The 25,344-nt window shown below is 71.7% G+C and carries 21 protein-coding genes and 1 tRNA gene; 10 read left to right on the forward strand and 12 right to left on the reverse strand.

Annotated features, from left to right (window positions below; translation table 11 throughout):
- Window positions 1–142: 142 nt before the first annotated feature.
- Entirely contained in the window at window positions 143–1,807 is a 1,665-nt protein-coding gene (gene argS / locus ACZ5ON_RS12220; RefSeq protein WP_465589636.1) for an arginine--tRNA ligase, read from the reverse strand.
- 92 nt (window positions 1,808–1,899) lie between these two features.
- Window positions 1,900–2,367, reverse strand: coding sequence for a response regulator (locus ACZ5ON_RS12225; protein ID WP_465590047.1), 468 nt, complete (start codon window positions 2,365–2,367; stop codon window positions 1,900–1,902).
- Window positions 2,368–2,570: 203 nt separating this feature from the next.
- Between ACZ5ON_RS12225 and ACZ5ON_RS12230 the strand changes: the two genes are divergently transcribed.
- The 3 genes from ACZ5ON_RS12230 to ACZ5ON_RS12240 all read left to right on the forward strand — a co-directional run bounded on the left by ACZ5ON_RS12230 (window position 2,571) and on the right by ACZ5ON_RS12240 (window position 3,928).
- Window positions 2,571–2,642 (forward strand) — tRNA-Arg (locus tag ACZ5ON_RS12230).
- A 236-nt stretch (window positions 2,643–2,878) separates the two neighbouring features.
- Window positions 2,879–3,223, forward strand: coding sequence for a hypothetical protein (locus tag ACZ5ON_RS12235; RefSeq protein WP_465589639.1), 345 nt, complete (start codon window positions 2,879–2,881; stop codon window positions 3,221–3,223).
- Window positions 3,224–3,352: 129 nt separating this feature from the next.
- Window positions 3,353–3,928, forward strand: a complete 576-nt coding sequence (locus ACZ5ON_RS12240) for a methyltransferase family protein (protein ID WP_465589642.1) — start codon at window positions 3,353–3,355, stop codon at window positions 3,926–3,928.
- A gap of 25 nt (window positions 3,929–3,953) precedes the next feature.
- Here the strand turns inward: ACZ5ON_RS12240 and ACZ5ON_RS12245 are convergent, their stop codons facing one another.
- Window positions 3,954–4,862, reverse strand: a complete 909-nt coding sequence (locus tag ACZ5ON_RS12245) for a trypsin-like serine peptidase (RefSeq protein WP_465589645.1) — start codon at window positions 4,860–4,862, stop codon at window positions 3,954–3,956.
- Window positions 4,863–5,212: 350 nt separating this feature from the next.
- Window positions 5,213–6,925: a DUF885 domain-containing protein gene (locus ACZ5ON_RS12250; protein WP_465589648.1), complete on the reverse strand. Its 1,713-nt coding sequence runs from the start codon at window positions 6,923–6,925 to the stop codon at window positions 5,213–5,215.
- Between the two features lie 192 nt (window positions 6,926–7,117).
- Here ACZ5ON_RS12250 and ACZ5ON_RS12255 point away from each other — a divergent pair, with 192 nt between their 5' ends.
- Window positions 7,118–7,963: a TetR/AcrR family transcriptional regulator gene (locus ACZ5ON_RS12255; RefSeq protein WP_465589651.1), complete on the forward strand. Its 846-nt coding sequence runs from the start codon at window positions 7,118–7,120 to the stop codon at window positions 7,961–7,963.
- A gap of 97 nt (window positions 7,964–8,060) precedes the next feature.
- On the opposite strand, the gene ACZ5ON_RS12260 is transcribed toward ACZ5ON_RS12255, so the two are convergent.
- Window positions 8,061–8,267, reverse strand: coding sequence for a hypothetical protein (locus ACZ5ON_RS12260; RefSeq protein ID WP_465589654.1), 207 nt, complete (start codon window positions 8,265–8,267; stop codon window positions 8,061–8,063).
- A 173-nt stretch (window positions 8,268–8,440) separates the two neighbouring features.
- A complete protein-coding gene (locus tag ACZ5ON_RS12265; protein WP_465589657.1) occupies window positions 8,441–8,869 on the reverse strand; it encodes an SRPBCC family protein in 429 nt (142 codons plus the stop codon).
- Window positions 8,870–9,203: 334 nt separating this feature from the next.
- On the opposite strand from ACZ5ON_RS12265, the gene ACZ5ON_RS12270 reads away from it, so the two are divergent.
- Window positions 9,204–11,507: an FdhF/YdeP family oxidoreductase gene (locus tag ACZ5ON_RS12270; protein WP_465589660.1), complete on the forward strand. Its 2,304-nt coding sequence runs from the start codon at window positions 9,204–9,206 to the stop codon at window positions 11,505–11,507.
- A gap of 50 nt (window positions 11,508–11,557) precedes the next feature.
- Here ACZ5ON_RS12270 and ACZ5ON_RS12275 read toward each other — a convergent pair whose 3' ends face one another.
- Window positions 11,558–12,979 (reverse strand): C40 family peptidase, encoded by a 1,422-nt coding sequence (locus ACZ5ON_RS12275; protein WP_465589663.1) that lies wholly within the window; start codon window positions 12,977–12,979, stop codon window positions 11,558–11,560.
- Between the two features lie 344 nt (window positions 12,980–13,323).
- Here ACZ5ON_RS12275 and ACZ5ON_RS12280 point away from each other — a divergent pair, with 344 nt between their 5' ends.
- Window positions 13,324–14,514, forward strand: coding sequence for an inorganic phosphate transporter (locus ACZ5ON_RS12280; protein WP_465589666.1), 1,191 nt, complete (start codon window positions 13,324–13,326; stop codon window positions 14,512–14,514).
- 19 nt (window positions 14,515–14,533) lie between these two features.
- A complete protein-coding gene (locus tag ACZ5ON_RS12285; protein WP_465589669.1) occupies window positions 14,534–14,776 on the forward strand; it encodes a hypothetical protein in 243 nt (80 codons plus the stop codon).
- 351 nt (window positions 14,777–15,127) lie between these two features.
- Here ACZ5ON_RS12285 and ACZ5ON_RS12290 read toward each other — a convergent pair whose 3' ends face one another.
- Entirely contained in the window at window positions 15,128–16,663 is a 1,536-nt protein-coding gene (locus ACZ5ON_RS12290; RefSeq protein WP_465589672.1) for an MDR family MFS transporter, read from the reverse strand.
- Window positions 16,664–16,815: 152 nt separating this feature from the next.
- Window positions 16,816–17,277 (reverse strand): MarR family winged helix-turn-helix transcriptional regulator, encoded by a 462-nt coding sequence (locus tag ACZ5ON_RS12295; RefSeq protein WP_465589675.1) that lies wholly within the window; start codon window positions 17,275–17,277, stop codon window positions 16,816–16,818.
- A gap of 125 nt (window positions 17,278–17,402) precedes the next feature.
- On the opposite strand from ACZ5ON_RS12295, the gene ACZ5ON_RS12300 reads away from it, so the two are divergent.
- Window positions 17,403–18,431 carry a DUF3533 domain-containing protein gene (locus ACZ5ON_RS12300; RefSeq protein ID WP_465589678.1) on the forward strand — a complete coding sequence of 343 codons (1,029 nt, stop codon included), beginning with the start codon at window positions 17,403–17,405 and terminating at the stop codon, window positions 18,429–18,431.
- A gap of 64 nt (window positions 18,432–18,495) precedes the next feature.
- Here the strand turns inward: ACZ5ON_RS12300 and ACZ5ON_RS12305 are convergent, their stop codons facing one another.
- The 3 genes from ACZ5ON_RS12305 to ACZ5ON_RS12315 form a co-directional block, all read right to left on the reverse strand.
- Window positions 18,496–19,026 (reverse strand): GtrA family protein, encoded by a 531-nt coding sequence (locus ACZ5ON_RS12305; protein ID WP_465589681.1) that lies wholly within the window; start codon window positions 19,024–19,026, stop codon window positions 18,496–18,498.
- 225 nt (window positions 19,027–19,251) lie between these two features.
- On the reverse strand, window positions 19,252–21,648 hold the full coding sequence (gene lon, locus ACZ5ON_RS12310; protein WP_465589684.1) for an endopeptidase La: 2,397 nt from the start codon (window positions 21,646–21,648) through the stop codon (window positions 19,252–19,254).
- Window positions 21,649–21,906: 258 nt separating this feature from the next.
- Window positions 21,907–22,620 (reverse strand): rhomboid-like protein, encoded by a 714-nt coding sequence (locus ACZ5ON_RS12315; RefSeq protein ID WP_465589687.1) that lies wholly within the window; start codon window positions 22,618–22,620, stop codon window positions 21,907–21,909.
- A gap of 619 nt (window positions 22,621–23,239) precedes the next feature.
- Here ACZ5ON_RS12315 and ACZ5ON_RS12320 point away from each other — a divergent pair.
- Entirely contained in the window at window positions 23,240–23,977 is a 738-nt protein-coding gene (locus ACZ5ON_RS12320) for a response regulator transcription factor (protein ID WP_280695361.1), read from the forward strand.
- A 66-nt stretch (window positions 23,978–24,043) separates the two neighbouring features.
- Window positions 24,044–25,234, forward strand: a complete 1,191-nt coding sequence (locus ACZ5ON_RS12325; protein ID WP_465589692.1) for a sensor histidine kinase — start codon at window positions 24,044–24,046, stop codon at window positions 25,232–25,234.
- Window positions 25,235–25,344 lie beyond the last annotated feature (110 nt).

A 25,344-nucleotide genomic window follows, 5' to 3' on the forward strand; every position in this document is an offset into this window, starting at 1 on the left:
CCCCGGGGGGGACCGCCGGGGTGGGGGGGGGGTGTTTTCTACTCTTCTTTTCCTCTCTCTGCCTGCTTGGTTCGTCTGCCAGCGGGGGGCGGTTCCCCCCCCCCCCCCCCCCCCCCCCCCCCCGGCAGCGCGGGGACCTCGGCTACATCCGCTCGGGCGCGGAAACGCCCAGCAGGGCCAGGCCGTTGGCCACCACCGTGCGCGTGGCGTCGGCCAGCCAGAGGCGGGCGCGCGTGAGGTCGGTGACCTCCTCGTCGCCCTTGGGCAGGATCTGGCAGTGGTCGTAGAACCGGTGGTACTTCCGGGCCACGTCCTCCTCCAGGTAGCGCGCGACGTGGTGCGGCTCGCGCAGCTCGCCGGCCTTGGCCAGGACGCGCGGGAAGTCGGCCAGGGCGCCCAGCAGTTCGGACTCCCACTCGGTGCTCAGCAGCTCCGGCTTGAAGTCCTCGGCCGAGCCCTTGGTGATGCCCATGCTCTCGGCCTTGCGCTGCACACCGCACATCCGGGTGTGCGCGTACTGGATGTAGAAGACCGGGTTCTCGCTGGTCTGGCTGGTCAGCAGGTTGATGTCGAGGGTGATGGTGGAGTCGGTGGAGGAGCGCGCCAGCGTGTAGCGGGCGGCGTCCACGCCGATCCAGTCGACCACGTCGTCGATCGTGATGATGTTGCCGGCCCGCTTGGACATCCGGACCTCTTCGCCGTCGCGAAGCATCTTCACGAACTGGCCGATCTTCACCTCGATGTTGCGGTTCATGTCGTCGCCCGCGCAGGCCGCGATGGCCTTGAGGCGGTTGACGTAACCGTGGTGGTCGGCGCCGAGCATGTAGACCGAGACCTCGCTGCCCCGGTCCCGCTTGCTCAGGTAGTAGGCGGCGTCGGCGGCGAAGTAGGTGGTGTCGCCGTCGGCCTTGATCAGGACGCGGTCCTTGTCGTCGCCGAAGTCCGTGGTGCGCAGCCAGATCGCGTCGTCCTGGTCGAAGACGTGGCCCTGCTCGCGCAGCCGCTCGATCGACTTGCCGACCGCGCCGGAGTCGTGCAGCGACTTCTCCGAGAACCAGACGTCGAAGTGGGTGCCGAACTCCTCCATCGAACGCTTGATCTCGGCGACCATGAGCGCCAGACCCTGCTCGCGGAAGACCTTCAACTGCTCGTCCTCGGGCAGGTCGAGCAGGCCGGGCGCGCCGTCGGTGATCGCCTTGGCGATGTCACCGATGTACTCGCCGACGTAGCCGTCGGCCGGGACGGGCCGGCCGTTGGCGGCGGCCTGCAGCGAGGCGGCGAACTTGGAGATCTGCACGCCCGCGTCGTTGAGGTAGTACTCGGTGGTGACGTCGGCGCCGGTGGCCCGGAGGATGCGCGCGAGGGAGTCGCCGACGGCCGCCCAGCGGACGCCGCCGATGTGGATCGGGCCGGTCGGGTTGGCGGAGACGAACTCTAGGTTGATCTTCAGACCCTTGAGCGCCTCGTTGCGGCCGTAGGCCTCGCCCGCCGCGACGATGGTGCGGGCCAGCTCGCCGGCGGAGGCGGCGTCCAGGGTGATGTTCAGGAAGCCCGGGCCGGCGATGTCGACCTTCGCGATGCCGGTGACCTCTCGCAGTCGGGCGGCCACCAGCTCGGCCACGGCTCGCGGCGGCTTGCCGGCCGGCTTCGCGAGCTGGAGGGCCACGTTGGTCGCGTAGTCGCCGTGGTCCCTGTTCTTGGGCCGCTCGACCGTCACGTGCTCGGGCACGGAGACGGTCAGCTCGCCGGCCTCGACGGCGGCGCTCACTGCGGCCTGGACTGCCTGGGAAAGCTCTGCGGGGGTCACGACGCCAAGCCTAGGCGAGAGGGGCGGCGCGCCCGCACCCGGTTTACCGGTTGGGACACCCGTGCCGCGCCCATCGGGCGCCCGTCCTTCACTCAGGGGAGGTCTGTTCGCTGAGGGCGGAATCCGGCGGAACCCTCGCCGAAGCCGTACGCGAAGCGGCGCCGACCCCCCGACCCGCCGGTGTCACGCAGCGCCATCAGCCGTCGCACCAGCGCCACCAAGTCCGCCGGGTCGAACGGCTTGCCGAGGTAGCCGTCCACCCCCACCGACTCCCCCCTGGCCAGATCGGCCGGGGTGCAGGCGCTGACGATCGCGATCGGCAGCCGGCTGGTCGCGGTGGACGCCCGCAGCCTGGCCGCCGTACGCAGACCGTCCAGCCGGGGCATGACCACATCCAGCGTCACCACGTCCGGCCGCACCCGGCGGACCACCTCCAGGCATTCGGCCCCGTCGGCGGCGGTCACCACCTGAAAGCCCTCGAGCTCCAGATTGACTCTGATCAGCTGGCGGATCACCTCGCTGTCATCCACCACGAGGACCCGCCCGGACGTCCCGGACACCACCTCACCGAGGGTAGCCGCGCCCGTACCCGCCCGTCCGCGCTTTTCCCGACTTGCTCCACCCCTCGGCCGCCCACACGCCACCCGCTCACGGGCCGTTCGCCACCCGCGTCGCCACCTCGAACCGAAACCCGTGCACAGAGCACTCCTTGAGCCTGGTAATGTTCTCCACGTCGCAGCGTGCAGGACGCGACACCGAGCAAGCCCCCGTAGCTCAGGGGATAGAGCACCGCCCTCCGGAGGCGGGTGCGTAGGTTCGAATCCTACCGGGGGCACTTCGCGAGAAGTGCGGCAAGGCCCAGGTGGCGGAGTTACTCCGCAGACCTGGGCCTTCGTCTTTCCCTCATCCGAACCCCGGGCGCCGAAGGCGAGTTGGAGCCGCTCCAGAGGGTTTCCCGTTGACCGTGCGGACGGGAAACGGTCAACCCGTGTGAGTGCGCAGCGCCATGGCCAGACCTGGAGCACCGGGCATCGGCGAGATCCGCCGCCGGGAACCAGGAAGGAAGCTCCCATGCGCTCTCCCGTCCGCAGGACCGTCACCGCACTCGCCGTCACCGCCGCCCTGGCCGGCCCCGGACTCACCGACGCCGTCGCGGCCCCCGCCCACCGGGCCGTCCCGATTGCCGTGCGGGCCGCCGCCGGGCCGGCCGACACCGAGCCCGCACCGAGCTGCAACGACAACAACAACACCGTCCCGTGCTGGGAGTACCAGACCTGGTACTGGACGTACGAGAACTGCAACAACGCCGGCCCCGGCCGGGTGAACTCCAGTGGCGGCCGCTACGACCACTGGGTCTGCGTGCTGACCCGCAACGGCGTCGGGGTCGGGCTCTGGCTGCACAAGGTCCGCGACTGAGCGCGGCGGCAACGCGGCGGCTCCACCGGGAGGTCCACCCCGGAGTGGAGTCGCTCCACCCGGGCCCGGTGGGACCTTCGAGGCAGCCCGCGCACGCGGGTGCGGGCAGCTCCTGGAAGGGGTTCGGCCATGGCGGACTGGGTGCGTACGGCCTTCGACGGCACGATGTGGGTCTGGCTGGGCGCGGAGGGGGTGCTGCAGATCCGGCAGCTGCTGCGGAGCGGGCGGACCAGGCAGCACGAGTGGCGGAGCCTGCTGGTGTTCGCCGGGCTGTCCGTCGCGGGTTTCGGGCTCGCCGTACCGCTCGGACGGGCGCTGCCCGCGCTGTCGTACCCGGTGGGCCCGGCCACCTCGACGGTGCTACTGGTGCTCACCTGGGCCGGGACGGGGCTGCGGCTGTGGTCGATCCACACGCTCGGCCGGTACTTCCGGGGCACCGTGCACATCCAGGAGGGCCACCGGGTGGTCGACCGGGGGCCGTACCGCCGGCTGCGGCACCCCGCCTACACCGGCGCCCTGCTGGCCTCGGCGGCGCTCACGGCCTCCTTCGGCAACGTGGCGTCCTGGCTGCTGGTGACGGTCTGCCTCGGGTCGGCCGTCGGGTACCGGATCCGGGTGGAGGAGCGGGTGCTGACCGCCGCGCTGGGCGAGGCCTACGCCTCGTACGCGGCCCGGACGAAGCGGTTGGTCCCCGGCGTCTGGTGACACCGGGGACCGACCGGCGGGGCCGTCAGGCGTTGTCGGCGGCGGCCTGGTTGTAGAGGTCCCCTATGACCTTCTCGAAGGTGGCGCTGTAGGAGATGTCGTCGGTGTCGCCGCCCTGCTGGTAGCCGCCGATGACGCCGATCACCTTGTCGGTGTCGGTGTCGATCCACGGGCCGCCGCTGGTGCCGCCCGGGAACGACGGGCAGTCGATCCGGCGCTGGTGGTCGCTCTGCTTGGTGGTGTCGTTGGTGCAGAGGATGGGCTCCTCGGTGTTGGCGGGGTAGCCGTAGAGGCGGACCCGGGCACCGAAGTCCACGTTGAGGGCGAGGTTGTTCGCCCCGACCACGTCCTCGATGGAGCGGCCGTTGTTCTGGGCGACCTGGAGGATGGCGAAGTCCTCGTCCTGGCTGCCGTTCTGGGTCCAGCCGGTGGTCTGGTAGAGCTTGGTGACCCGCCAGGTGCCGAACGGGCTCTGGCCGTTGCGGTAGCCCGGGGCGAAGTAGAGGTTGTCGGTGTTGGACGCGCAGTGCGCGGCGGTGAGCAGCAGGTTCTTGCTGCCGCTGTGCACCACGCTGGCGGTGCAGAAGTGGTTGCCGCTGGGCGCCGAGCCGCTGTAGAGCGCGCCCACCCGGGAGGACTCGTCGCTGACCGGGGCGACGCCGGTCGTCCCGGGGGCGGGGCGCAGGGACGGCAGGTCGGAAGGGTCCTTGCTGGGCGACGGCCCCGCGGCGGCGGACTCGTCGGGTGCGACCTGCACGCTCGGCGCACCGGCCGCGGAGGCGGAGGGTGTGGTGTGACCGGCGGCGACGTGGTTCGAGGCCGTGAGGTGGTGGCCGAAGGCGGTGGTCTCGGTGGTGATGGTGGTGGCGCCCGCTATGGCAGCGGCCGTACCGAGGATGAGGAGGGTGGTCAGCGCCCAGGGGCGACGGTTCATGCGCCGGCCTGTCCTTCGATGACGGCTCATCAGGTTGGTCACTCCTGCCCAGCATACGGTTCGCCACACGCTCGGATCTCAGTGCGTACCTTCGACTATGCGGTGATCAACTGGAAATCGCGTGATCCTATGCTGGGAAAGCCGTGAGAATCGGGGCCCGGCGCCGCCCGCCACAGGGGCCCGGCGGCCCGACCGGGCTCCTTTCGAAAAGATTTTTGACGTTACATCAGTCGGGTGCCGGGGCGGCCGGTCGCACCGCGCCCCGGCGGTCCTCCTCCGGGCGCGGGGAGCCGCGCGAGCGCCCCCGCGAAGGTGTCGGGGCCGGTCGCGCGGGTCCTCACGCCCGCGGGTCAGAGCGCGCTGAGCTCGGCGACCAGGTCGTCCAGGCCGAGCGAGCCCTGGGAGAGCGCCGCCATGTGCCACGCCTTGAGGTCGAACTCCTCGCCGCGCGCCTCGGCCCTGGCCTTGGCCTCGGCGCGGCCCCGCAGCCAGGCGCGCTCGCCGAGCTTGTAGCCGATCGCCTGCCCGGGCATGCCGAGGTAGCGGACCAGCTCGCTGTCCAGGAAGTCGGTGGAGAGCCCGCAGTAGCGGCCGAAGAACTCCCGGGCGTCGTCCGGCAGCATCCGCTCGCCCGGCTTGTACGGCGAGTCGGCCGGGAAGTCCAGGTCCGCGTGCATGCCGATGTCCACGATCACCCGCAGCGCGCGCATCATCTGTGCGTTCAGGTAGCCGAGGCGGTGGCCGGGGTCGGTGAGGTAGCCGAGCTCGTCCATCAGGCGCTCGGCGTACAGCGCCCAGCCCTCCAGGTTGGCGCTGACGCCGCCCAGGGTGACCTGGTAGGTGGAGAGCCGGTCGGCGACGTACGTCCACTGCGCGAGTTGCAGGTGGTGGCCGGGGACGCCCTCGTGGTACCAGGTGGAGACCAGGTCCCAGACCGGGAAGCTGTCCTTGCCCAGGGTGGGTAGCCAGGTGCGGCCCGGGCGGGAGAAGTCCAGCGAGGGCGCGGTGTAGTACGGCGCGGCGGCGCTCCCGGGCGGGGCGATCTTCGACTCGACCTTGAGCAGCGGGTCGGCCAGGTCGAAGTGCTTGCCCTGCAGGTCGTTGATCGCCTGGTCCATCAGGCCCTGGAGGTAGGCGCGGGCCTCCTCCTCGCCCTTGATCGCCGGGCCGTCGGTCTCCAGCCACTTCATGGCCTGCATCGGGGTGGCGCCCGGCAGCACCTTCTCCGCCTCCGCGCGCATCTGCGCGTCCAGGTCGTGGAACTGGCCCCAGGCCCAGGTGTACGCCTCGTCCAGGTCGAGCTCGGCGCCCGTCCAGTACCGCACCCAACGGCGGTAGCGCTCACGGCCGACGGTGTCCGGGGTCTCGGCGGCGGCCGGACCGTAGACGTCGCGCAGCCAGTCGGCCAGCTCGGTGATGGCCCCGGTCGCCGCCACGGCGGTGGCGCCCAGGGCCTCGCGCTGCGCCTCGGGGGCGCCCTGGACGAAGGCGCCGAACCAGCCGCCGGGCACCTCGCCCTCCGCCCACTCGGCGATCTGCCCGATCACCGTGGTGACCTGGCGCGGGCCGGACAGCAGACCGCGCTCGATGCCCTCGGCGAGCAGTTCGCGGTACTGCCGGACGGCCAGCGGCACCCGGGCCAGCCGGCGGCCGATGATCTCCCACTGCTCGTCGGTGTCGGTGGCCATCAGGGTGAAGGCCTCGCGCACGTTGTGCAGCGGCGAGCCGAGGTTGCGCACCGCGCGGAAGTTCTCGCCCGCGTCGTGGACGGCGAGGTCGGCGGTGAGCCGCTCGCGCAGCAGCCGGGCGCAGCGCCGCTCGGCCTCGTCCAGCTCGCCGGCGGCGCCCTCGGCCTCGTCCAGCTGAGCGAGGGTGCGGCGGGCGAGGTCCGCCAGTTCCTCCTGGCCGGCCGGGGAGAGGTCGGGCAGCCGGTCGTCCTCGGGGTTGAGCCCGAGGTACACCGCGGTCACCGGGTCGAGGTCGGCGAGCGCGTGCACATAGGCGTCGGCGATACGGCGAGGGGTGGTGCCGTCCGCGGGAGAGTTGATCAGTTCTTCAACCATTCAGCCATCTTTTCGCAGCTGGGCCGGTTTTCAAGGGTCTTTCGGAGGATGATTGACCGCTGGGGTGGAGGATGTCCGACCGCTGAAGCCTTGGAGGCAGCATCGCCTGTCGGATGGTCAGACCGGCGGCCGCGCGGAGGAGGCGACCGCGCACCGGAGCCGAACGGCGGGTGGGCCACTACGCTGGCGCGCATGGCAACCAGCTCAGCGATCACCCCCGACCCCGTGCCCGAGGCCGCCTCCCCGGCCTTCGGCACCGCGACGTCCGCGGCGGGCGAGCCCAGGGCGCGGCGCTCCGGCTACCGGAGGCTGCCGGTGCAGCAGCGGCGCGAGCAACTGATCGCGGTGGCACTGGAGTTGTTCGGCAACCGGCCGCCGGAGGAGGTCAGCCTGGACGACGTGGCGGAGGCCGCCGGGGCGTCCCGGCCGCTGGTCTACCGCTACTTCGCGGGCGGCAAGCAGCAGTTGTACGAGGCCGCGCTGCGCACCGCGGCCGAGGAGCTGACCAGCAGGCTCTCGGTGCCCGCCGAGGGCACCCCCACCGAGCGGCTGGCCGCCGTGCTGAACCGGTACTTCGGCTTCGTCGCCGAGCACCACACCGGATATGCCGCACTACTGCGCGGCGGTTCGGTGGTGGAGACGGCGCGCACCTCGGCGACCGTGGACGAGGTACGGCGCGCGGCGCTCCGGCAGACGCTGCGCTACCTCGGCGTCCGGGAGGCCGGCCCCCGGCTGACGCTGCTGGTGCGGGCGTGGATCTCGGTGGTGGAGGCGTCCGCGCTGAGCTGGCTCGACGAGGGGCGGCAGATCCCGCAGGAGTCGCTCTGCGCCTGGCTGGTGGACGAGTTCGTGGCGATGGCCGTGGCGGCGGCGGGACACGACGGGCAGACCGCCCAGGCACTGGCGGCCCTGCTGGCGCTGGAGCCGGCGGACGGCTCCGCGGCGGCCCTGGTGGCGCAGCTGGCGCAGTTGGCGCGGCCGGCGCAGTTGGCGCAGCCGGCGCGGCCGGCCGGGGCGGGCCCTCGGGCGGAGGGGTAGCCGAGGCGGTCGGTTGCGGTTCCCGACCCCCGTGCCGAGGGCGGGCGCGCCGGACGGGTCGGCTGCCGACCCTCGGGATGCGGGCGTTCGTTCGGGACTACGCGCTGCCGAGCACCTGGTGCCGGCGGCCCAGGCCCTCCACTTCGAGCTCGACCACGTCGTCCGGGCACCGGCCCGTGAGCAGCTTGACCGCGACCGCGCGCTCCAACTGCCGGTCGTACGCCCGGAAGATCGCCCCGAAGCCGCCCGGGCCGAGTTCGCCGATCAGCTCGTACCGGCCGTCCAGCACGTCCCCGGCCTTCATCGCGCCCCACCCCGACGCCCAAGTGTCGCCGAATCGAACGAAGTTCAGATCAAAGTTCGGATCGACGTTCGGATTGGCGGCGACACCCGGGCCGCAAGGCGGGCGTGATCGAATTGTTCGGACCTCGCTCCTCCAGGAGTCCGGCAGAGCGCCGTGCCGTTTGCCGTCCAGGGCTACTTCCGGCTCTCCAGCAGGTCCTTGAACTTCTCCAGGTCGGTCCGGACCGCCTCCTCGATCGCATGGACCTGGGCGAACCCCTTCGGGCCGCCGAAGGCCGTCCGCACGGCCTCCGCGTCGTACTCCAGCCGGACCTGGAGCTGGGTGTGCTCCTCGTCCAGCGGGTTCACGGCGAAGGCGCACTTCAGCTCCGGCTTGTCCACCGTCCAGTCCATGACCTTCTGGCCGCCGCGGTCGGCCAGCCTGGTCTCGAATGCCTGCTCGCCGTCACCGATCCGGACGTCGAGATGGGCTCGGCTGCTGCCGTGCGCGGCGGCGCTCTTCACACCCTCCACGAACTTCGGATACTCGTCGATGCGGTGCAGTTGTGCCCAGACCTCCTGCGCCGGGACATCGATGTTGATCTGCTCTTCCAGCCTGCTCATCGGAAGCCTCGCCTCCCGGCCCGGCCACCCGGGCCATCGGTACCTTCCAGCCTGCGCTGCCGCCCGCCGCCCGGCAACCACCAGCCCGTCGGACACCGGCCGCACCCCGGGCGGGTCGGTCCCAGGCGGGCCCGGGCGGGTCGCTCCCGGGCGGGCCCGGGCGGGTCGGTTCGGCTGCCGCCGGTCGTTCTCCCGGGCCGCCTCCCGCCTCGGCGGGGCCTCGTGCTCGTCTCCGGGCCCCTCCCCTCTCCCCGGCGGGGTACCGCAGGTGAAAGGATTGCCGCCGGCCCCTGCAAGGACGCGTGGGCCCTGGTGAGTCAGGAGGTGGGCACTAATGGCCAAGCAGGCCCCGCAGAGCGACCCGGTGCAGGACGCGCCCCGGGTGTCGCCACCCCACCGCGCCGCCGCCGGACTGCCCGCCATCGCCCACACCCTCCGCATGGCCGGTGCCCAGATGAGCCCGGCCCGCACCCTCGCCACCCTCACCAAGGTGAACCAGCCGAAGGGCTTCGACTGCCCGGGCTGCGCCTGGCCCGAGCCGGGCAAGACCCACACCGCCGAGTTCTGTGAGAACGGCGCCAAGGCCGTGGCCGAGGAGGCCACCGAACGCCGGATCACCGCCGACTTCTTCGCCGCCCATCCGGTCGCCGACCTGGCCACTCGCTCCGGCTACTGGCTCGGCCAGCAGGGCCGCCTGACCCAGCCGATGCTGCTGGACGAGGGCGCCACCCACTACGTCCCGGTGTCCTGGGACCGCGCCTTCGCCATCGTCGCCGAGGAGCTCGGGCAGCTCGACACCCCGGACGGCGCCGCCTTCTACACCTCCGGCCGGACCAGCAACGAGGCCGCCTTCGCGTACCAGCTGTTCGCCCGGCAACTGGGCACCAACAACCTGCCCGACTGCTCCAACATGTGCCACGAGTCGTCCGGTTCGGCCCTCACCGAGACCCTGGGCGTGGGCAAGGGCAGCGTCCACCTCAAGGACCTCTACCAGGCCGACCTGATCATCGTGGCCGGCCAGAACCCGGGCACCAACCACCCCCGGATGCTCTCCGCCCTGGAGCGCGCCAAGCGCGCCGGCGCGAAGGTCGTCAGCGTCAACCCGCTCCCCGAGGCCGGCCTGGAGCGGTTCAAGAACCCGCAGAACGCCCGCGGCCTGATCGGCGGGGGCACCAAGCTGACCGACCTCTTCCTGCAGATCCGCCTCGGCGGCGACCTGGCGCTCTTCCGCGCCCTCAACCGGATCCTGCTCACCACCGAGGGCGCCGTCGACCACGGCTTCGTCGCCGAACACACCCTGGGATTCGAGGAGTTCGCGGCCGAGGCGAAGAGCACCGACCGCGCCGAGGTGGAGGCGGCCACCGGTCTGCCGTACGAGCAGATCGAGGAGCTGTCCCGGCTGGTCCTGGCCTCGGAGAAGATCATCGTCTGCTGGGCGATGGGCCTGACCCAGCACAAGCACGCGGTGCCGACCATCCGCGAGGTGGTCAACTTCCTGCTGCTGCGCGGCAACGTCGGCCGCCCGGGCGCCGGGGTCTGCCCGGTGCGCGGGCACAGCAACGTGCAGGGCGACCGCACCATGGGCATCTTCGAACGGCCCGCCCAGGCCTTCCTGGACGCCCTCGGCAAGGAGTTCGGCTTCGAGCCGCCGCGCCACCACGGCCTGGACTCGGTGGACACCATCAGGGCTATGCGCGACGGCCGGGTGAAGGTCTTCTTCGCGATGGGCGGCAACTTCGTCGCCGCCACGCCCGACACCGAGGTGACCGAGGCGGCGATGCGCCGCTGCCGGCTGACCGTGCACGTCTCCACCAAGCTCAACCGCTCGCACGTGGTCACCGGCGCCCGCGCGCTGATCCTGCCCACCCTCGGCCGCACCGACAAGGACCGCACCGCCGGGGGCGACCAGTTCGTCAGCGTCGAGGACTCGATGGGCATGGTGCACTCCTCGCGCGGCGGACTGCGCCCGCCGAGCCCCGAGCTGCTCTCCGAGGTGGCGATCGTCTGCCGGCTGGCCCGCGCCGCCCTCGGACCGCAGAACCCGGTCCCCTGGGAGGAGTTCGCCGCCGACTACGACACCGTCCGGGAGCGGATCGCCCGGGTCGTGCCGGGCTTCGAGGACTTCAACACCAGGGTGCGCCGCCCCGGCGGCTTCGCCCTCCCGCACGGCCCGCGGGACAGCCGCACCTTCCCGACCTCCACCGGCAAGGCCAACTTCACCGTCAACCCGATGACCGCCCCCGAGGTCCCGGCGGGCCGGCTGCTGCTGCAGACCCTGCGCTCGCACGACCAGTACAACACCACCGTCTACGGTCTGGACGACCGCTACCGGGGCATCACCGGCGGCCGCCGGGTGGTCCTGGTGAACCCCGCCGACGCCGCCGAGCTGGGGCTGACCGAGGGCGGCTACGTCGACCTGGTGAGCGAGTGGCAGGACGGCGTGGAGCGCCGGGCCCCGCACTTCAAGGTGGTGCACTACCCGGTGGCCCGGGGCGGAGCGGCGGCGTACTACCCGGAGACCAACGTGCTGGTCCCGCTGGACTCGACGGCGGACATCAGCAACACGCCCACCTCCAAGGCCGTGGTGATCCGCTTCGAGGCCGACACCGCCCCCGACGGGGCGGCGCTGCCCGTCTGAAGGCCGGGACCGGCCGGGACCTCGCCGGCGGCGAGGTCCCGGCCGCCGTCTCAGCTCCGGTTCGAGGGGGACGGGGAGGGCGAGGCGGACCCGGATGCCGAGGGCGAGGCGGACCCCGACGCCGTGGCCGACGGCGTACCCGAAGTACCGGCCGACGGCGTGGCCGACGGACTGCCGGACGGCGTACCGCCGGGCTTCGGGGTGTCGCTCGGGGCCGGCTTCGGCAGCGTGGACGGCTTCGCGGGCTTGATCGGCGTGACCTGGTCCGCCGACGCCGCGACGTCCGGCACCTTCCAGGCCCCGCCCTGATCATCCGCCGCCGCCCCCGGGTCGGGCCGGACCGCACCGAGGATCGGCATCATCGCGACCGGCGAGATCTTCACCACCGAACCGGTGTGCGGAGCCTGCACCACCAGACCGCCGCCGATGTACATCGCGACATGGGTCGCATCGGCGTGATAGATCACCAGGTCACCGGGGCGCAGCTGGTTCAGCGGCACGTGCTGCAGCTCCGCCCACTGCTCCTGGCTGGTCCGCGGGATCGGACGGCCCGCGTGCAGCCACGCCTGCGAGGTCAGCCCGGAGCAGTCGAAGACCTCCGGCCCCTCCCCGCCCCACTTGTAGTCCTTGCCGAGCTGCGCCAGCGCGAACGCCACCGCCTCGCGCCCGGAGGCCGACGGGGTGCGCTCGCCCTTGCCGAGCACACCGGAGGCGAGGAGGGCCAGTTGCGCCTCGTCGGCCTGTTCCTTCTCCAGCTGCGCCAGCTCGTCGCGCTGCGCGCCGGTGAGCGAGCCGACCATGGCCTCGACGTCCTGCAGCCGCTTGGCCGCCTCGTTCTTGGCCTTCTCCTGCTGGGCGGCGAGCGCCTGCGCCTGCGCCTGGGCGGCCTGGGCCTGCTGCTGAAGCACGGTCAGCTCAGCCCGGTCAGCCTTCAGCTTGTCCAGGAACACCGCCTGCGAACGTCCGGCCGCCTGGAGCAGTTCGGCGATCACGACCGCCTCGTACGGGTCCTTGGCCAGCAGCAGATCGGCGAACTGGGAGACGTTGCCGTTGCGGTACTGCGCGCCCGCCAGCTGGGCGGCGAGGTCGGTGCCGGCGTCCACGGCGGCCTGCTGCCTGGTCAGCCGGACACCCAGGTCCGCGACCGCGGCCTGCTGCTTCCGGAGCCGGTCGACGCCGGTGTTGTAGGTCTCGGTGGCGGCCTCGGCCTCGGTGTACAGCTGGTGCAGCCGCTGCAGCAGCGGCAGCAGGGTGGCCTTGGCGTTCGCCAGCGGATCGGCGCCGGGCGCGACGGTGGCCGTGGGCCCGGGGTCCGGGGCCGCGTAGGCCGTCCCGGCCATCGGCAGTGCGAGCGCGGCCGCCACCAAAGCCGCCCCGCAGCGCAGCGCGGCGCGCACCCACGGCTTGGCGCCGGTCGTCCCGCTGCCGGTCGTCCCGCTGCCGGTTGCCTCGACCCGTTGCGCAGCACCCATCGGCCGGCCCTCCCCTGCCCGGCGGTGCCGGACCTCTGTTACCCACGAGTTACCGGCTGATCCTGCCATGCCCCGACGACGACAGACAGGGGCCGTGCGCGCGGTGCTGATGAATTTTCAGATTCAGTGTGAGCCCCGTCTCACCGAGACACCTCCAAATCGTCTGATCATCGACAAATGCCCACGTCAACGGCCCGTCCGTCACGCTGCGTCTGCTTTCACGCAACCCTCACGCCATTATTGGAACCACGATTCCCGACCCAGTTCACCTTCCGTTCACCAACCGTCCCTACGGTCGCCGGTGACAGCTCTGTCAGGTCGACTCCTACGACGATTGTTTGGGTATGGAACACATCACGTTCCTGGTGGCCGTTGTGATCATCACGGCGCTCGCCTTCGACTTCACCAACGGCTTCCACGACACTGCCAACGCGATGGCCACGTCCATCGCCACGGGAGCACTCAAGCCCAAGGTCGCCGTCGCCATCGCGGCCGTCCTCAACTTCGCCGGTGCGTTCCTCTCCGTGAAGGTCGCCACCACCATCTCCGGCGGCATCGTCAACGAGAAGACGGGCCTCCAGCCGTCGATCATCTTCGCGGCGCTGGTGGGCGCAATCCTCTGGAACCTGCTGACCTGGCTGAAGGGCCTGCCCTCCAGCTCCTCCCACGCGCTGTACGGCGGTCTGATCGGTGCCACCGTGGTCGGCGCCGGCATCAACGGCGTGAACTTCGCGACCGTGCTGTCCAAGATCGTCATCCCGGCCGTCGCCTCCCCGATCGTGGCCGGCCTGGCCGCCTGGGGCGCCACCAGGCTGGCGTACCTGCTGACCCGGGGCACTGACGAGAAGACCAGCGACAAGGGCTTCCGCAAGGGCCAGATGTTCTCGGCCTCGCTGATCTCGCTCGCCCACGGCACCAACGACGCCCAGAAGACCATGGGCATCATCACCCTGACCCTGGTCTCCGCCGGCGCCCTGCACAAGGGTGCGACGCCGCCGGTCTGGGTGATCGCCTGCGCCGGTGCGGCGATCGCGCTCGGCACCTACATGGGTGGCTGGCGGATCATCCGCAGCATGGGCTCGGGCCTGGCCGACATCCGTCCGCCGCAGGGCCTGTCCTCCGAGAGCGCCGCCGCCACGGTCATCCTGACCTCGTCCGCCATGGGCTACGGCCTGTCCACCACCCAGGTCTGCTCCGGCGGCATCATGGGCGCCGGTCTCGGCGGCCGCAACCCCCGGCTGAACTGGGCGATGGCCCGCCGCATGGTCTATACCTGGGGCCTGACCCTGCCCGCCGCCGCCGTCGTCTCCGGCCTCGCGGCCGTGGTCGTGGACCAGGGCACCTGGGGCATCGTCCTGATCGGCGCGGCCCTGGTGCTCGGCTCCGGCTCGATGTACCTCATCTCCCGCCGCCAGCCGGTGCACGCGGGCAACGTCAACGACGTGACCCCGGTCGGTGCCACCGAGACCGTCGAGGTCACCCCCGCCGGCCCCGTCACCACCCCGACAGCCGCCTCGACCACCGTCGCGGCCTGAGACCGGAAGGCAGTCACTCATGAGCGTCAGCATCAAGTGGGCCGCCCTGGCCCAGACCGCGGGCGTCAGCTTCGCCATCACCGTCGCCGTGGTCACGGTCTTCTCGGTCGGCGTCCTCGCCCTCTGCCGCCGCGAGGCGGCCCTGGAGACCGCCGGCACCGGCGGCGCCACCGCGGGCAAGGGCAGCCTGGCACTCGCCTCGGTCTGCTTCACCGCCTGCGCGGGCGCCGTCCTCTACGGCCTCAGCCTCATCGCCGGCTGAGCCGCGACAGCCGCGCCGAGGCGGACGGGACGGCAGCCACGCCGCACTGAGCCGGAAGCGCAAGCCGCACCTGAGTGCTGTCGGGCCGCCCGGGCGCCGTCCCGCAGAAGGGGTGCCCACACGGCCCCCGCACCGGACAGGACCGCCCGGCGCGCCAGTCCCGCCATGGCCCTCAGAGCGCGCTCACGCAGCCCCACGCCCGGCGTGCGCCGGCCACTACCTGCCCCCGCCTCAGCGGCTCAGGCCCGCCCGCACACCCCCGAAGCCCGGCGGCTTCTCAGTCCGGGCATAGGAACGGCCCGGGGCGCTGTCCGTGGCGCCCCGGGCCGTCCCTATGCCCGGCTCCGGTTCTCAGTCCTCGACGAGTTGCAGGTCCGCCCGGCGCGCGGGCGCCTCCTCCTGGCGGGTCCGCAGCGGCACCTCGCGGATCAGCAGCACCACCAGGAAGGCCACCAGCGCGAACGGCGCGGCCACCAGGAAGGCCTCCGCCACCCCGTGCCCGAAGGCGTCGGTGACCAGCGGCACCACCGGCTTGGGCAGCTTGTGCAGATCGGGGATCTCCCCGCCGCCGGCCGCGGCCGCGGGGTTGATGTGCGCGGCGATCAGGTTCTCGGTCAGGTAGTGGGTGACCCGGTTGGAGAGCAGGGCGCCGAGCGCGGTGACACCCATCGCACCGCCCATGGTCCGGAAGAAGGTGACCGCCGAGCTGGCCGCGCCGAGCTCCTGGCGCGGGACGGTGTTCTGCACCGCCAGGACCAGGTTCTGCATGGTCAGACCGAGGCCGACCCCGGTCAGCGCCATGAAGAGGGCGAGCATCGGGTAGGCGGTGTTGTCCCGGATGGTGCCCAGCAGCCCGAAGCCGGCCGCGAGCAGGAAGGTCCCGGAGACCAAGTACGCCTTCCACTTGCCGTACCTGGTGATCAGCCGCCCGGCCACGGTGGAGGAGACGGCCAGGCCGAGGATCATCGGCAGGGTCATGATCCCGGCCGCGGTCGGCGACTTCTCCCGGGCCAGCTGGAAGTACTGGCTCAGGAAGGTGGTGGCGCCGTACATCCCGATTCCGACCAGGGCGCTGGCGATCGCCGCCAGCGAGACGGTCCGGTAGCGGAACAGGCCGAGCGGGATGATCGGCTCGGCAGCCCGGCTCTCGACCAGGACGAAGAGCGCGGCCAGCGCCAGGCCGCCCGGCACCATGACGGCGGTCTGCCAGGAGATCCAGGCGTAGTTCTGGCCGGCCAGGCTGATCCAGATCATCAGCAGGCTGACGGCGCCGGCGATCAGCAGCGAGCCCAGGTAGTCGATCTTCACCTTGCGCTTGGCGACCGGCAGCTTCAGCGTCCGCTGCAGCACCAGGATGGCGATCAGCGAGAACGGGATGCCGACGTAGAAGCACCAGCGCCAGCCGAGCCAGCTGGTGTCCACGATGACACCGCCGATCAGCGGGCCGCCGATGGTGGCCAACGCGAAGACGGCGCCGAAGTAGCCGCTGTAGCGGCCGCGCTCACGCGGCGGAACCATCGCGGCCAGGCAGATCTGGCCGAGTGCCGTGACACCGCCCGCTCCGATGCCCTGCAGGACCCGGCAGGCGACCAGCTCGCCGGTGTTCTGGGAGAGGCCGGCCAGGGCGGACGACACGATGTAGATCACCAGCGCGACCTGGACCAGCAGCTTCTTGCTCACCAGGTCGGAGAGCTTGCCCCAGATCGGGGTGGAGGCGGTGAGCGAGAGCAGCGCGGCGGTGATCACCCAGGTGTACGCCGCCTGGCCGCCGTGCAGGTCGTTGAGGATCCGGGGCAGGGCGTTCGACACCACGGTCGAGGAGAGGACCGCGACGAACAGACCGAGGAGCAGACCCGACAGGGCTTCCAGGACTTGACGATGGTTCATGGATTCGGTCGGGGAAGCGCTCATCGGGATCCTCCACTGATATTCGTTGCCTTAGGCAACCATAATCCGAGATGGTTGAATTTGGCAACCTTCTTTGGGGCAAAGCAAAGCCCGCCGATCACGGCGGGCCGGATGCGAACGGAGCCGGAGCCTCAGGTTTCGAGCGGCTCGGCGGTCAGGGCGTTGAAGCGCTGCAACAGCTCGCCGAACTGCCGCACGTCGGCCGTCTCCCAGGTCCCCAGCATCGCCCGGAACTCGGCCATCCGCCGCCCCTTGGCCCGCAGGAAGCGCTCGGAACCGTCCTCGGTGAGCGAGACCAGCGAGGACCGCCGGTCCAGCGGATCGACCTCGCGCGCGACCAGGCCAAGCGCCTCGAGCACCTTGACCTGGCGACTGATGGTGGCCTTGCCCACCCCGAAGTGCACGCCGATGTCGGTCATCCGCACCCGCCCGGCGGCCTCGATGAAGGCCATCATGCTGTAGGCGACGCCCTCCAGCTGCGGATGCACCAGCCGGGACATGTCCGCCGCGCGGGCCCGACCGCGCCGGAACAGCAGCGCGACCTCGCGCTCGACCGCCTGGAACGCCTCTTCGGCGGCCGCCTCGTCACTCATGGCGACCAGTATCCCGCAGACCGCCCGAGATCCCCCCGGCCAGAGAACTGCTTCACGACATGAAGTATCATCCTCATGAAGTATCCGTTTTGACCGCGTTCTCGATCAGTAAGGGGAGAGAGTCGATGGCCGGCCCGGACCAAGGGTTCCTCACAGAACTGAAGGACGCGGTGAAGCCCCGCGCCGCGCTCATGGTGATCGCCGTACTGCTGCTCCAGCTCGGCTTCATCACCTCGTACGTCGGTGCCCTGCACCACCCGACCCCGCACCAGCTGTCGATCTCCGTCGTCGCGCCGCCGCAGGTCGGCCCCAAGCTGGTCGCCGGTCTCGAGTCGGTACCGGACGACGCGGTCAAGGCGGGCACGGTGGATAGTCCGCAGGCGGCGACCGACCTGCTCAAGGACCAGAAGATCTACGCGGCCCTGGTGTTCAACCCGAAGGGCACCGAGGACACCCTGCTGGTCGCCAGTGCCCGCAGCGCGTCCGTCGCCACCGCTGCCGAGCAGATCGTCACCGGCCTGGAGAAGACCCAGAACCGTACCGTGAAGGTCCAGGACGTGGCCCCGCTGGCGGCGGGCGACGGCCGGGGACTCTCCTCCTTCTACCTGGTCGTCGGCTGGTGCGTCGGCGGCTACCTGGTCGCCTCGATCCTCGGCATCAGCGCGGGCGCCCGGCCCGCCAACCGCCACCGGGCGCTGATCCGCCTCGGCGCCCTCGCGCTCTACTCGGTCGCGGCCGGGATCGGTGGCACGATCCTCGTCGGCTCGGTCCTGGGCGCCCTGCCGGGCTCCAGCGCGGAGCTGATCGGCCTCGGCAGCCTGGTGGTCTTCGCGACCGGGGCGATCACCATGGCCCTGCAGTCGCTGTTCGACGTCATCGGCATCGGCCTGGCAGTACTGATCTTCGTGGTGCTCGGCAACCCGAGCGCGGGCGGCGTCTACGCTCCGCCGCTGCTGCCCCCGTTCTGGCGGGCCATCGGCTCCTGGATCCCCAACGGCGCGGGCACGGACGCGACCCGTTCGATCGCCTACTTCGACAGCACCAACATCGCCGCTCCGCTGCTGGTGCTCGCCGCCTGGGCCGTGCTCGGCATCGCCGTCACGATGCTCGCGGTGCTCCGCGGTCCCCGTGGCGGCCGCGAACTGGCCAACTGACGGGCCGTAGGTCCAACGGGTCTGAGGCCCCCTCCCCCTGCACACCGCGCCGGGGGAGGGGGCCTCAGACGCGCTCGTGCTTCTGCTGCGGCCTGCGCCGTTCCCCGGCGGCCGGCGGCGACTCGGGCAGGAACACCCAGCGCTTCATCGCCCAGTACCGGAAGGCCATCGCCAGCAGCGTGCCGAGGATCATTCCACTGACGAAGTCGGCCACCTCCTGGGTGAAGGCGCTGACGTCCGGTTCGCGCAGGTCCAGCACATAGCGGGAGACGGCCAGCGGGGCGTCGTTCACCAGGATCGCCACCCCGCTGACCACGAAGAAGAGCAGGGCCTCGCGCTGCCGGCCGTTGGTCCGGAAGGACCACTGCCGGTTGAGGACGTAGGAGACGACGGTCGCGATCACGGTCGCGACGGTGAGCGCGGCCACCGGCTTGGCATGCAGCACCGTGAGCTTCAGCGCGAAGTTGACGGCCATGGTGAGCAGGAAGCAGGTGCCGCCCACCACCAGGAACTTCACCAGCTCGCGGTGCCGCACCAGGAAGGGGCGCAGCCGGGCCGGAACCAGGGCCAGGGCCCGCTGAGTAGGTGACGGCATTTCGGCAGTGTCGCACGCTGTGGTTTCGTGCCGGTACCCCGCAGACCCGCCCGGGGCATTACCGCCTGGTTGCCCTTGCGCCCGCCGGACGGGCCCGCTAACCAGCAGCCGGGCGCGATCCGCAACACCCCGGTCTCCGGGTCCGTCTCGGCACAGTAATAGGGGTACGGAGTCGACTCGCCCTGCGGACGCCCGGAGCGGACAGGCAGTCAGCATGTTTCGCCCTCACGCCGCGGCGACCAGGACCTCCGCCGGCTCCAGGGCCAGCTTGAGCACCTCGCGGACGTCGCCCACCGGGTGGACGGTGAGGCGGTCCAGCACCTCGGCCGGGACGTCGTCCAGATCGGGCTCGTTGCGCCTGGGGATGATCACCGTGGTGATACCGGCCCGGTCGGCGGCGAGCAGCTTCTGCTTCACCCCGCCGATCGGCAGCACACGGCCGGTCAGCGAGACCTCGCCCGTCATCGCCACGTCCGTCCGGACCTTGCGGCCGGAGAGCAGCGAGGCCAGTGCGGTGGTCATGGTGATCCCCGCACTGGGCCCGTCCTTGGGGATGGCTCCGGCCGGGATGTGCAGGTGGACGCCCCGGTCGCGCAGGTCGGTGACCGGCAGCTCCAGCTCGGCGCCGCGCGAGCGCAGGAAGGAGAGTGCGATGTGCGCGGACTCCTTCATCACGTCGCCCAGCTGGCCGGTCAGGGTGAGGCCGGTGCCGCCCGTCTCGGCGTCGGCCAGTGACGCCTCGATGTAGAGGACGTCGCCGCCTGCGCCCGTCACCGCGAGGCCGGTGGCCACGCCGGGGACGGCGGTACGCCGCTCGGCGGGCTCCTGGGCGGACTCGGGGATGTGGTGCGGCCGCCCGATCAGCGCCCGCAGGTCGTCAGCGCCGATGGCGGCGGGCAGCTCGCGCTCGCCCAGCTCGCTCTGCGCGGCGACCTTCCGCAGGATGCGGGCGATCGCGCGCTCCAGGTTCCGTACGCCGGCCTCCCGGGTGTACTCGCCGGCCAGCCGGCGCAGGGCGGCCTCGCCCACCGAGACCTCCTCACCGGTCAGCCCGGCCTTCTCCAGCTGCCGGGGCAGCAGGTGGTCGCGGGCGATGACGACCTTCTCGTCCTCGGTGTAGCCGTCCAGGCGGACCAGCTCCATCCGGTCCAGTAGCGGCTCGGGGATGGCCTCCAGCACGTTGGCGGTGGCCAGGAAGACCACGTCGGAGAGGTCCAGCTCCACCTCCAGGTAGTGGTCGCGGAAGGTGTGGTTCTGCGCCGGGTCGAGGACTTCGAGCAGCGCGGCCGCCGGGTCGCCCCGGTAGTCCGAGCCGACCTTGTCGATCTCGTCCAGCAGGACCACCGGGTTCATCGCCCCGGCCTCCTTGATGGCGCGCACGATACGGCCGGGGAGTGCGCCCACGTAGGTTCGCCGGTGGCCTCGGATCTCCGCCTCGTCCCGGACGCCGCCGAGTGCCACCCGGACGAACTTCCGGCCCATCGCACGGGCGACCGACTCACCGAGCGAGGTCTTTCCCACCCCGGGCGGGCCGACCAGCGCCAGCACCGCACCCCCACGGCGGCCGCCGACCAGGCCGAGCCCGTGGTCGGCCCGGCGCTTGCGCACGGCCAGGTACTCGACGATCCGGTCCTTCACGTCGGCCAGGCCCGCGTGGTCGGCGTCCAGCACCGCACGGGCGCCCGCGATGTCGTAGGAGTCCTCGCTGCGCTCGTTCCAGGGAAGTTCGAGGACGGTGTCCAGCCAGGTGCGGATCCAGGAGCCCTCGGGTGACTGGTCGCTGGCGCGCTCCAGCTTGTCCACCTCCTTGAGGGCGGCCTCGCGGACCTTCTCGGGAAGGTCGGCGGCCTCCACCCGGGCCCGGTAGTCGCCCTCCTCGTCGACCGCCTCCCCGTTCAGCTCGGCCAGCTCCTTGCGGACCGCCTCCAGCTGCCGGCGGAGCAGGAACTCCTTCTGCTGCTTGGCCACGCCCTCCTCGACGTCCTTGCGGATGGTGTCGTTGACCTCCTCCTCGGCGAGGTGGTCGCGCAGCAGCGTCAGCGCGTACTCCAGCCGGGCCAGCTGGTCCGCCTCCAGCAGCACCTTGAGCTTCTGCTCGGCGGTGGCGAAGGGCGCGTACCCGATGTTGTCGGCGAGCTCGCCCACGTCCTCCGTCTGGGCCACCCGGTCGACGATCTGCCAGGCCCCGCGCTTGCGCAGCCACTTCGTGGAGAGCGACTTGTACTCCTTGAGCAGCTCGGCGGCCCGGCCGGCCACCGGCAGCCCCGGGTCGGACTCGCGGAACGGGCTGGTCTCCACCCAGAGCGCGGCACCCGGGCCGGTCGTACCGGCACCGATCCGTACCCGGCGGACGGCGCGGACCAGGGCTGCCGGGTCGCCGTCGGCGAGCCGGCCGACCTGCTCGACGGTGGCCAGGGTGCCGACCGCCGCGTACGAGCCGTCCAGCCTGGGCACCAGCAGGACCTGCGGCTTCGCACCGCCCGCCGCACCCGCCCTGGCCGCCTCCACGGCGGCGCGCACCTCGGTGGCGGACAGGTCCAGCGGGACCACCATGCCCGGCAGCACCACTTCGTCGTCGAGCGGCAGTACGGGCAGGGTGAGCGAAGCGGACGTGGATGCCATGATCTCTCCCCAGTCAGCGAACTTGAGTTGACCTGACTAAGGATTGGCGGCACCGGGATGTTCCCGGCACCACGTTCGCCCTGAGCGAACGACTCGACTGCGCGGAAGCCCTCACAGCGGGACGCACCGAGCCGCACCGCTCAGAACACAGAGGAAACGGCCACCCCGCGACGGCACACGGCCCCGGTCGCGGCTCGTCGCACCGCCACGGCGCCGCCCGGCCGGCCAGGCCGGCCACGCACCCGCCCGACCGGGGACCTACGCCCGCGCCACCGCGGGTTGCTCGCACAGCTCCTCGCGCCCCTGGAACGCTTCGCTGCGCGGGCCGCCGCGCCGCAGCCATCGCCAGAGCGAGACACCGACCAGCAGGGCCGCCGGATGGCCGACGCCGGTGACCAGGTCCTGGTCGGCGAGGATGCCGTGCCCGATCACGGCGGCCGCCCCGGTCAGCGCCGCGAGCCGCCAGGGCGTCCGGAGCAGTCCGGCGAGCGCGCCGAGACTGGCCAGCACGCCGTAGCTGACGCCGATGTCGAGGCTGTCCAGCGCGTCGGAGCCGAGCCGGCCCAAGGCCACGGCGACCGCGACGACCAGCTGCGAAAGCAGGGTGGCCAGGATGTGCCCGGCGGCGAAGACGCCCGCCGCCCGCCACCCGCCGACCCGCCGTTCCAGCGGCGCCACGGTGACGGCGAAGGCCCATAGGTACGGCATCCAGACCGGTCCGGCCACCCACAGTGCGCTGAGGAAGAGGGGCAGCACCGTCCGGTGCAGCAGGTTGTGCCCGTCGGTGCTGGAGAACGCCTGGAGCCGGTACACCAGGGCCGGATCGGCGACATGGGAGAAGAGGGCGATGCCGAGCAGCACCAGCAGGTAGCCGAACGCGAAGGGATTGCGCCGGGGGGTGGGCACCAGCCATCGCACCAGGGCCGGCAGGTCGCTGACCGCCGGCCGTCCGAACCGCCGCTCACCTGCCACGCCAGCTCCCCGCCCGCACCCGACAGCACGCCCGCGCCCCCGCGGCGGCCAACGGCCCACCGGCCGGGCCGCCTGCGGCACCGCCCAGCGGCTCCGGCATCCCGCCTCCGCTCCAGGTCGTGTGGGCCGAGTGGCATTGTCGTGCCCACGTTACGTCGAGCTCCTGAGAGCCTGCTGGGAGGGACCTGTGAAGATCGCGTCAAACCGGGCCGGACACCCTCCCCACCTTGGTCCGTACCAGCCCTTTGTTTACGGACAAGTAGTCACTTCGCAATGAAGTGTGCCATCCGATCGAGGGCATACGCACCGTTACGGTCGATATTTTTGCCGGGTAAGGTATCGCCCCGTACCCAATCCCGGGCAGGTCTCCGGCCCCGGCCGACAGGCCGGTTGTATCCGGTTCACCTGCCGGGATGCTCGCAGTGTCCGTACGCTGCGATGAGAGCGGAGGGCTCGCAGACCCACACCTGCGGGCCTTTCCTTCCGGTGCCGACGGCGGACGGCATTTCGGGTGGACCGCGGGCCCGAACACGGCCCATGACGGAACAAGACGACTACGAGCGGAGCCCGCTGTCCCCACAGGCAGTCGGCCCGCAGCCCTGGGGGCGGTGGCGTGACCGTGACAGAAATTCAGCAGGAGAGCACCGGCACTGGCAGTCCGGTGACCACACAGCGACGGGTGCTCGTCGTCGAGGACGAGCCGACGATCGCCGAGTCGATCGCGGCCCGGCTCGGCGCCGAGGGCTTCAAGGTCGCCGTGGCCCACGACGGCCCCGGCGCGGTGGACGGCTTCCATACCTGGCAGCCGGACCTGGTGGTCCTCGACGTGATGCTGCCCGGCTTCGACGGCCTTGAGGTGTGCCGCCGGATCCAGGCCCAGCGCCCGGTGCCGGTCCTGATGCTGACCGCGCGGGACGACGAGACGGACCTGCTGGTCGGCCTCGGCGTCGGCGCGGACGACTACATGACCAAGCCGTTCTCGATGCGGGAACTGGCGGCCCGGGTCAACGTGCTGCTGCGCCGCGTGGAGCGGGCCCAGCAGGCGGCCAGGACGCCCGCGCTCGGCTCCCTGCGCTTCGGCGAGCTGGAGATCGACCACGTCCAGCGCCGGGTGCGACTGGGCAGCGGCGACGTCCACCTGACGCCGACCGAGTTCGACCTGCTCGCCTGCCTGGCCGCCCAGCCGCGCGCCGTGCTCACCCGCGAGCAGCTGCTGGCCGAGGTCTGGGACTGGACCGACGCCTCCGGCACCCGCACCGTCGACAGCCACGTGAAGGCACTGCGCCGCAAGATCGGCGCCAGCTGGATCCGCACGGTACACGGGGTCGGGTACGCCCTGGAGGCACCGCTCTCCTAGCCGAACCGGCGCTTGGGCCACCGGGGGGCCCAGGTCCGGCAGGTCGGGGGACGACGCAGGGACGACATGACCTTTCCACAGCAACGCAACGGGGCGACCCAGGCGCGGCACAACGAGGCGGACACCGCCGCACGGCCGCGCCGTGGTCTGGTGGCGCGCGCCGCCAGCCGCATCTGGACGGACATCCGCCCGCTCGACCCGGTCCGCTCCATCAAGGGCAAGCTGGCCCTGCTGGTGAGCGTGTCGGTCTTCCTGGCCACCGGTATGGCGGTGGTCGCGATCCGGTCGGAGACCCAGATCCGGATCATCATGATCTTCTCGATGATCGCCTCGCTGCTCTTCATGCAGTTCCTGGCGCACGGGCTGACCGCGCCGCTGCGCGCCATGACCGCCGCCGCCCGGGCCATGGCGAGCGGTGACTACAGCGCCCGGGTGGAGGTCTCCTCCCGGGACGAGGTCGGCGAGCTGGCCGCCACCTTCAACCGGATGGCCGCCGACCTGGAGGCCGCCGACCGGCACCGCCGCGAGCTGGTCGCCAACGTCTCGCACGAGCTGCGCACACCGATCGCCGCGCTGCGCGCCGTGCTGGAGAACGTGGTGGACGGGGTCGTCCAGCCCAATCCGAAGACCCTGGGCGCCGCCCTGGAGCAGACCGAACGCCTCGGTCGGCTGGTCACCCACCTGCTGGACCTCTCCAAGCTGGACGACGGCGTGGTGCCGCTGGACGCCCGCCCCTTCGAGGTGCGGCCCTTTCTGGACGGCGTGCTGCGCGGCGTCACCGTGGACGGAGCCACCGCCGGCGGTGCGTACGCCAGGCGCGACGACGTGACCCTGCGCCTGGACGTCAGCCCGGCCGACCTGACCGGTGTCGCCGACACCGAGCGGCTGCACCAGGTGGTCGCCAACCTGGTGGACAACGCCTGCAAGCACTCCCCCACCGGGGGCGCCGTGACGGTCCGGGCCAGGGCCGGGGAGCAGCCGGGGGCGCTGCTGCTGGAGGTCGAGGACCAGGGTCCGGGCATCCCGGTGCAGGACCGCAGCCACGTCTTCGAGCGGTTCGGCCGCAGCGGCACCGCGACCGCCCAGGGGCCGGGCAGCGACGGCGGAACCGGCCTGGGGCTGGCGATCGCCCGCTGGGCGGTGGACCTGCACGGTGGCCGGATCCAGGTGGCCGAGACGGCCGAGGGCTGCCGGATCGAGGTCGCCCTGCCCGGCACCGGAGCGGCCGAGGAGTCGGACGAACCCGCTGTGAGCTGATCGCCCCGATCTGTCACAGAACTGGGACACTAGGCGTCCGGCCGTGCGCTGCCCCGTGTGTCATCGGACAACGACCTACGGTATTGTCCGATTTTGTGGGGGTTTCAGCC

This window comes from Kitasatospora sp. NPDC032150, from assembly GCF_055579945.1.

What these genes read in the sequence shown, in the direction of transcription:
- ACZ5ON_RS12250 (WP_465589648.1), bottom strand. Translation starts at nt 6,925, where the DNA reads ATGGTTGAAGAACTGATCAACTCTCCCGCGGACGGCACCACCCCTCGC.
- ACZ5ON_RS12280 (WP_465589666.1), top strand. Translation starts at nt 13,324, where the DNA reads ATGGAACACATCACGTTCCTGGTGGCCGTTGTGATCATCACGGCGCTC.
- lon (WP_465589684.1), bottom strand. Translation starts at nt 21,648, where the DNA reads ATGGCATCCACGTCCGCTTCGCTCACCCTGCCCGTACTGCCGCTCGAC.
- ACZ5ON_RS12245 (WP_465589645.1), bottom strand. Translation starts at nt 4,862, where the DNA reads ATGAACCGTCGCCCCTGGGCGCTGACCACCCTCCTCATCCTCGGTACG.
- ACZ5ON_RS12285 (WP_465589669.1), top strand. Translation starts at nt 14,534, where the DNA reads ATGAGCGTCAGCATCAAGTGGGCCGCCCTGGCCCAGACCGCGGGCGTC.
- ACZ5ON_RS12275 (WP_465589663.1), bottom strand. Translation starts at nt 12,979, where the DNA reads ATGGGTGCTGCGCAACGGGTCGAGGCAACCGGCAGCGGGACGACCGGC.
- ACZ5ON_RS12235 (WP_465589639.1), top strand. Translation starts at nt 2,879, where the DNA reads ATGCGCTCTCCCGTCCGCAGGACCGTCACCGCACTCGCCGTCACCGCC.
- ACZ5ON_RS12240 (WP_465589642.1), top strand. Translation starts at nt 3,353, where the DNA reads ATGGCGGACTGGGTGCGTACGGCCTTCGACGGCACGATGTGGGTCTGG.
- ACZ5ON_RS12325 (WP_465589692.1), top strand. Translation starts at nt 24,044, where the DNA reads ATGACCTTTCCACAGCAACGCAACGGGGCGACCCAGGCGCGGCACAAC.
- ACZ5ON_RS12290 (WP_465589672.1), bottom strand. Translation starts at nt 16,663, where the DNA reads ATGAACCATCGTCAAGTCCTGGAAGCCCTGTCGGGTCTGCTCCTCGGT.
- ACZ5ON_RS12255 (WP_465589651.1), top strand. Translation starts at nt 7,118, where the DNA reads ATGGCAACCAGCTCAGCGATCACCCCCGACCCCGTGCCCGAGGCCGCC.
- ACZ5ON_RS12265 (WP_465589657.1), bottom strand. Translation starts at nt 8,869, where the DNA reads ATGAGCAGGCTGGAAGAGCAGATCAACATCGATGTCCCGGCGCAGGAG.
- ACZ5ON_RS12295 (WP_465589675.1), bottom strand. Translation starts at nt 17,277, where the DNA reads ATGAGTGACGAGGCGGCCGCCGAAGAGGCGTTCCAGGCGGTCGAGCGC.
- ACZ5ON_RS12305 (WP_465589681.1), bottom strand. Translation starts at nt 19,026, where the DNA reads ATGCCGTCACCTACTCAGCGGGCCCTGGCCCTGGTTCCGGCCCGGCTG.
- ACZ5ON_RS12270 (WP_465589660.1), top strand. Translation starts at nt 9,204, where the DNA reads ATGGCCAAGCAGGCCCCGCAGAGCGACCCGGTGCAGGACGCGCCCCGG.
- ACZ5ON_RS12260 (WP_465589654.1), bottom strand. Translation starts at nt 8,267, where the DNA reads ATGAAGGCCGGGGACGTGCTGGACGGCCGGTACGAGCTGATCGGCGAA.
- ACZ5ON_RS12300 (WP_465589678.1), top strand. Translation starts at nt 17,403, where the DNA reads ATGGCCGGCCCGGACCAAGGGTTCCTCACAGAACTGAAGGACGCGGTG.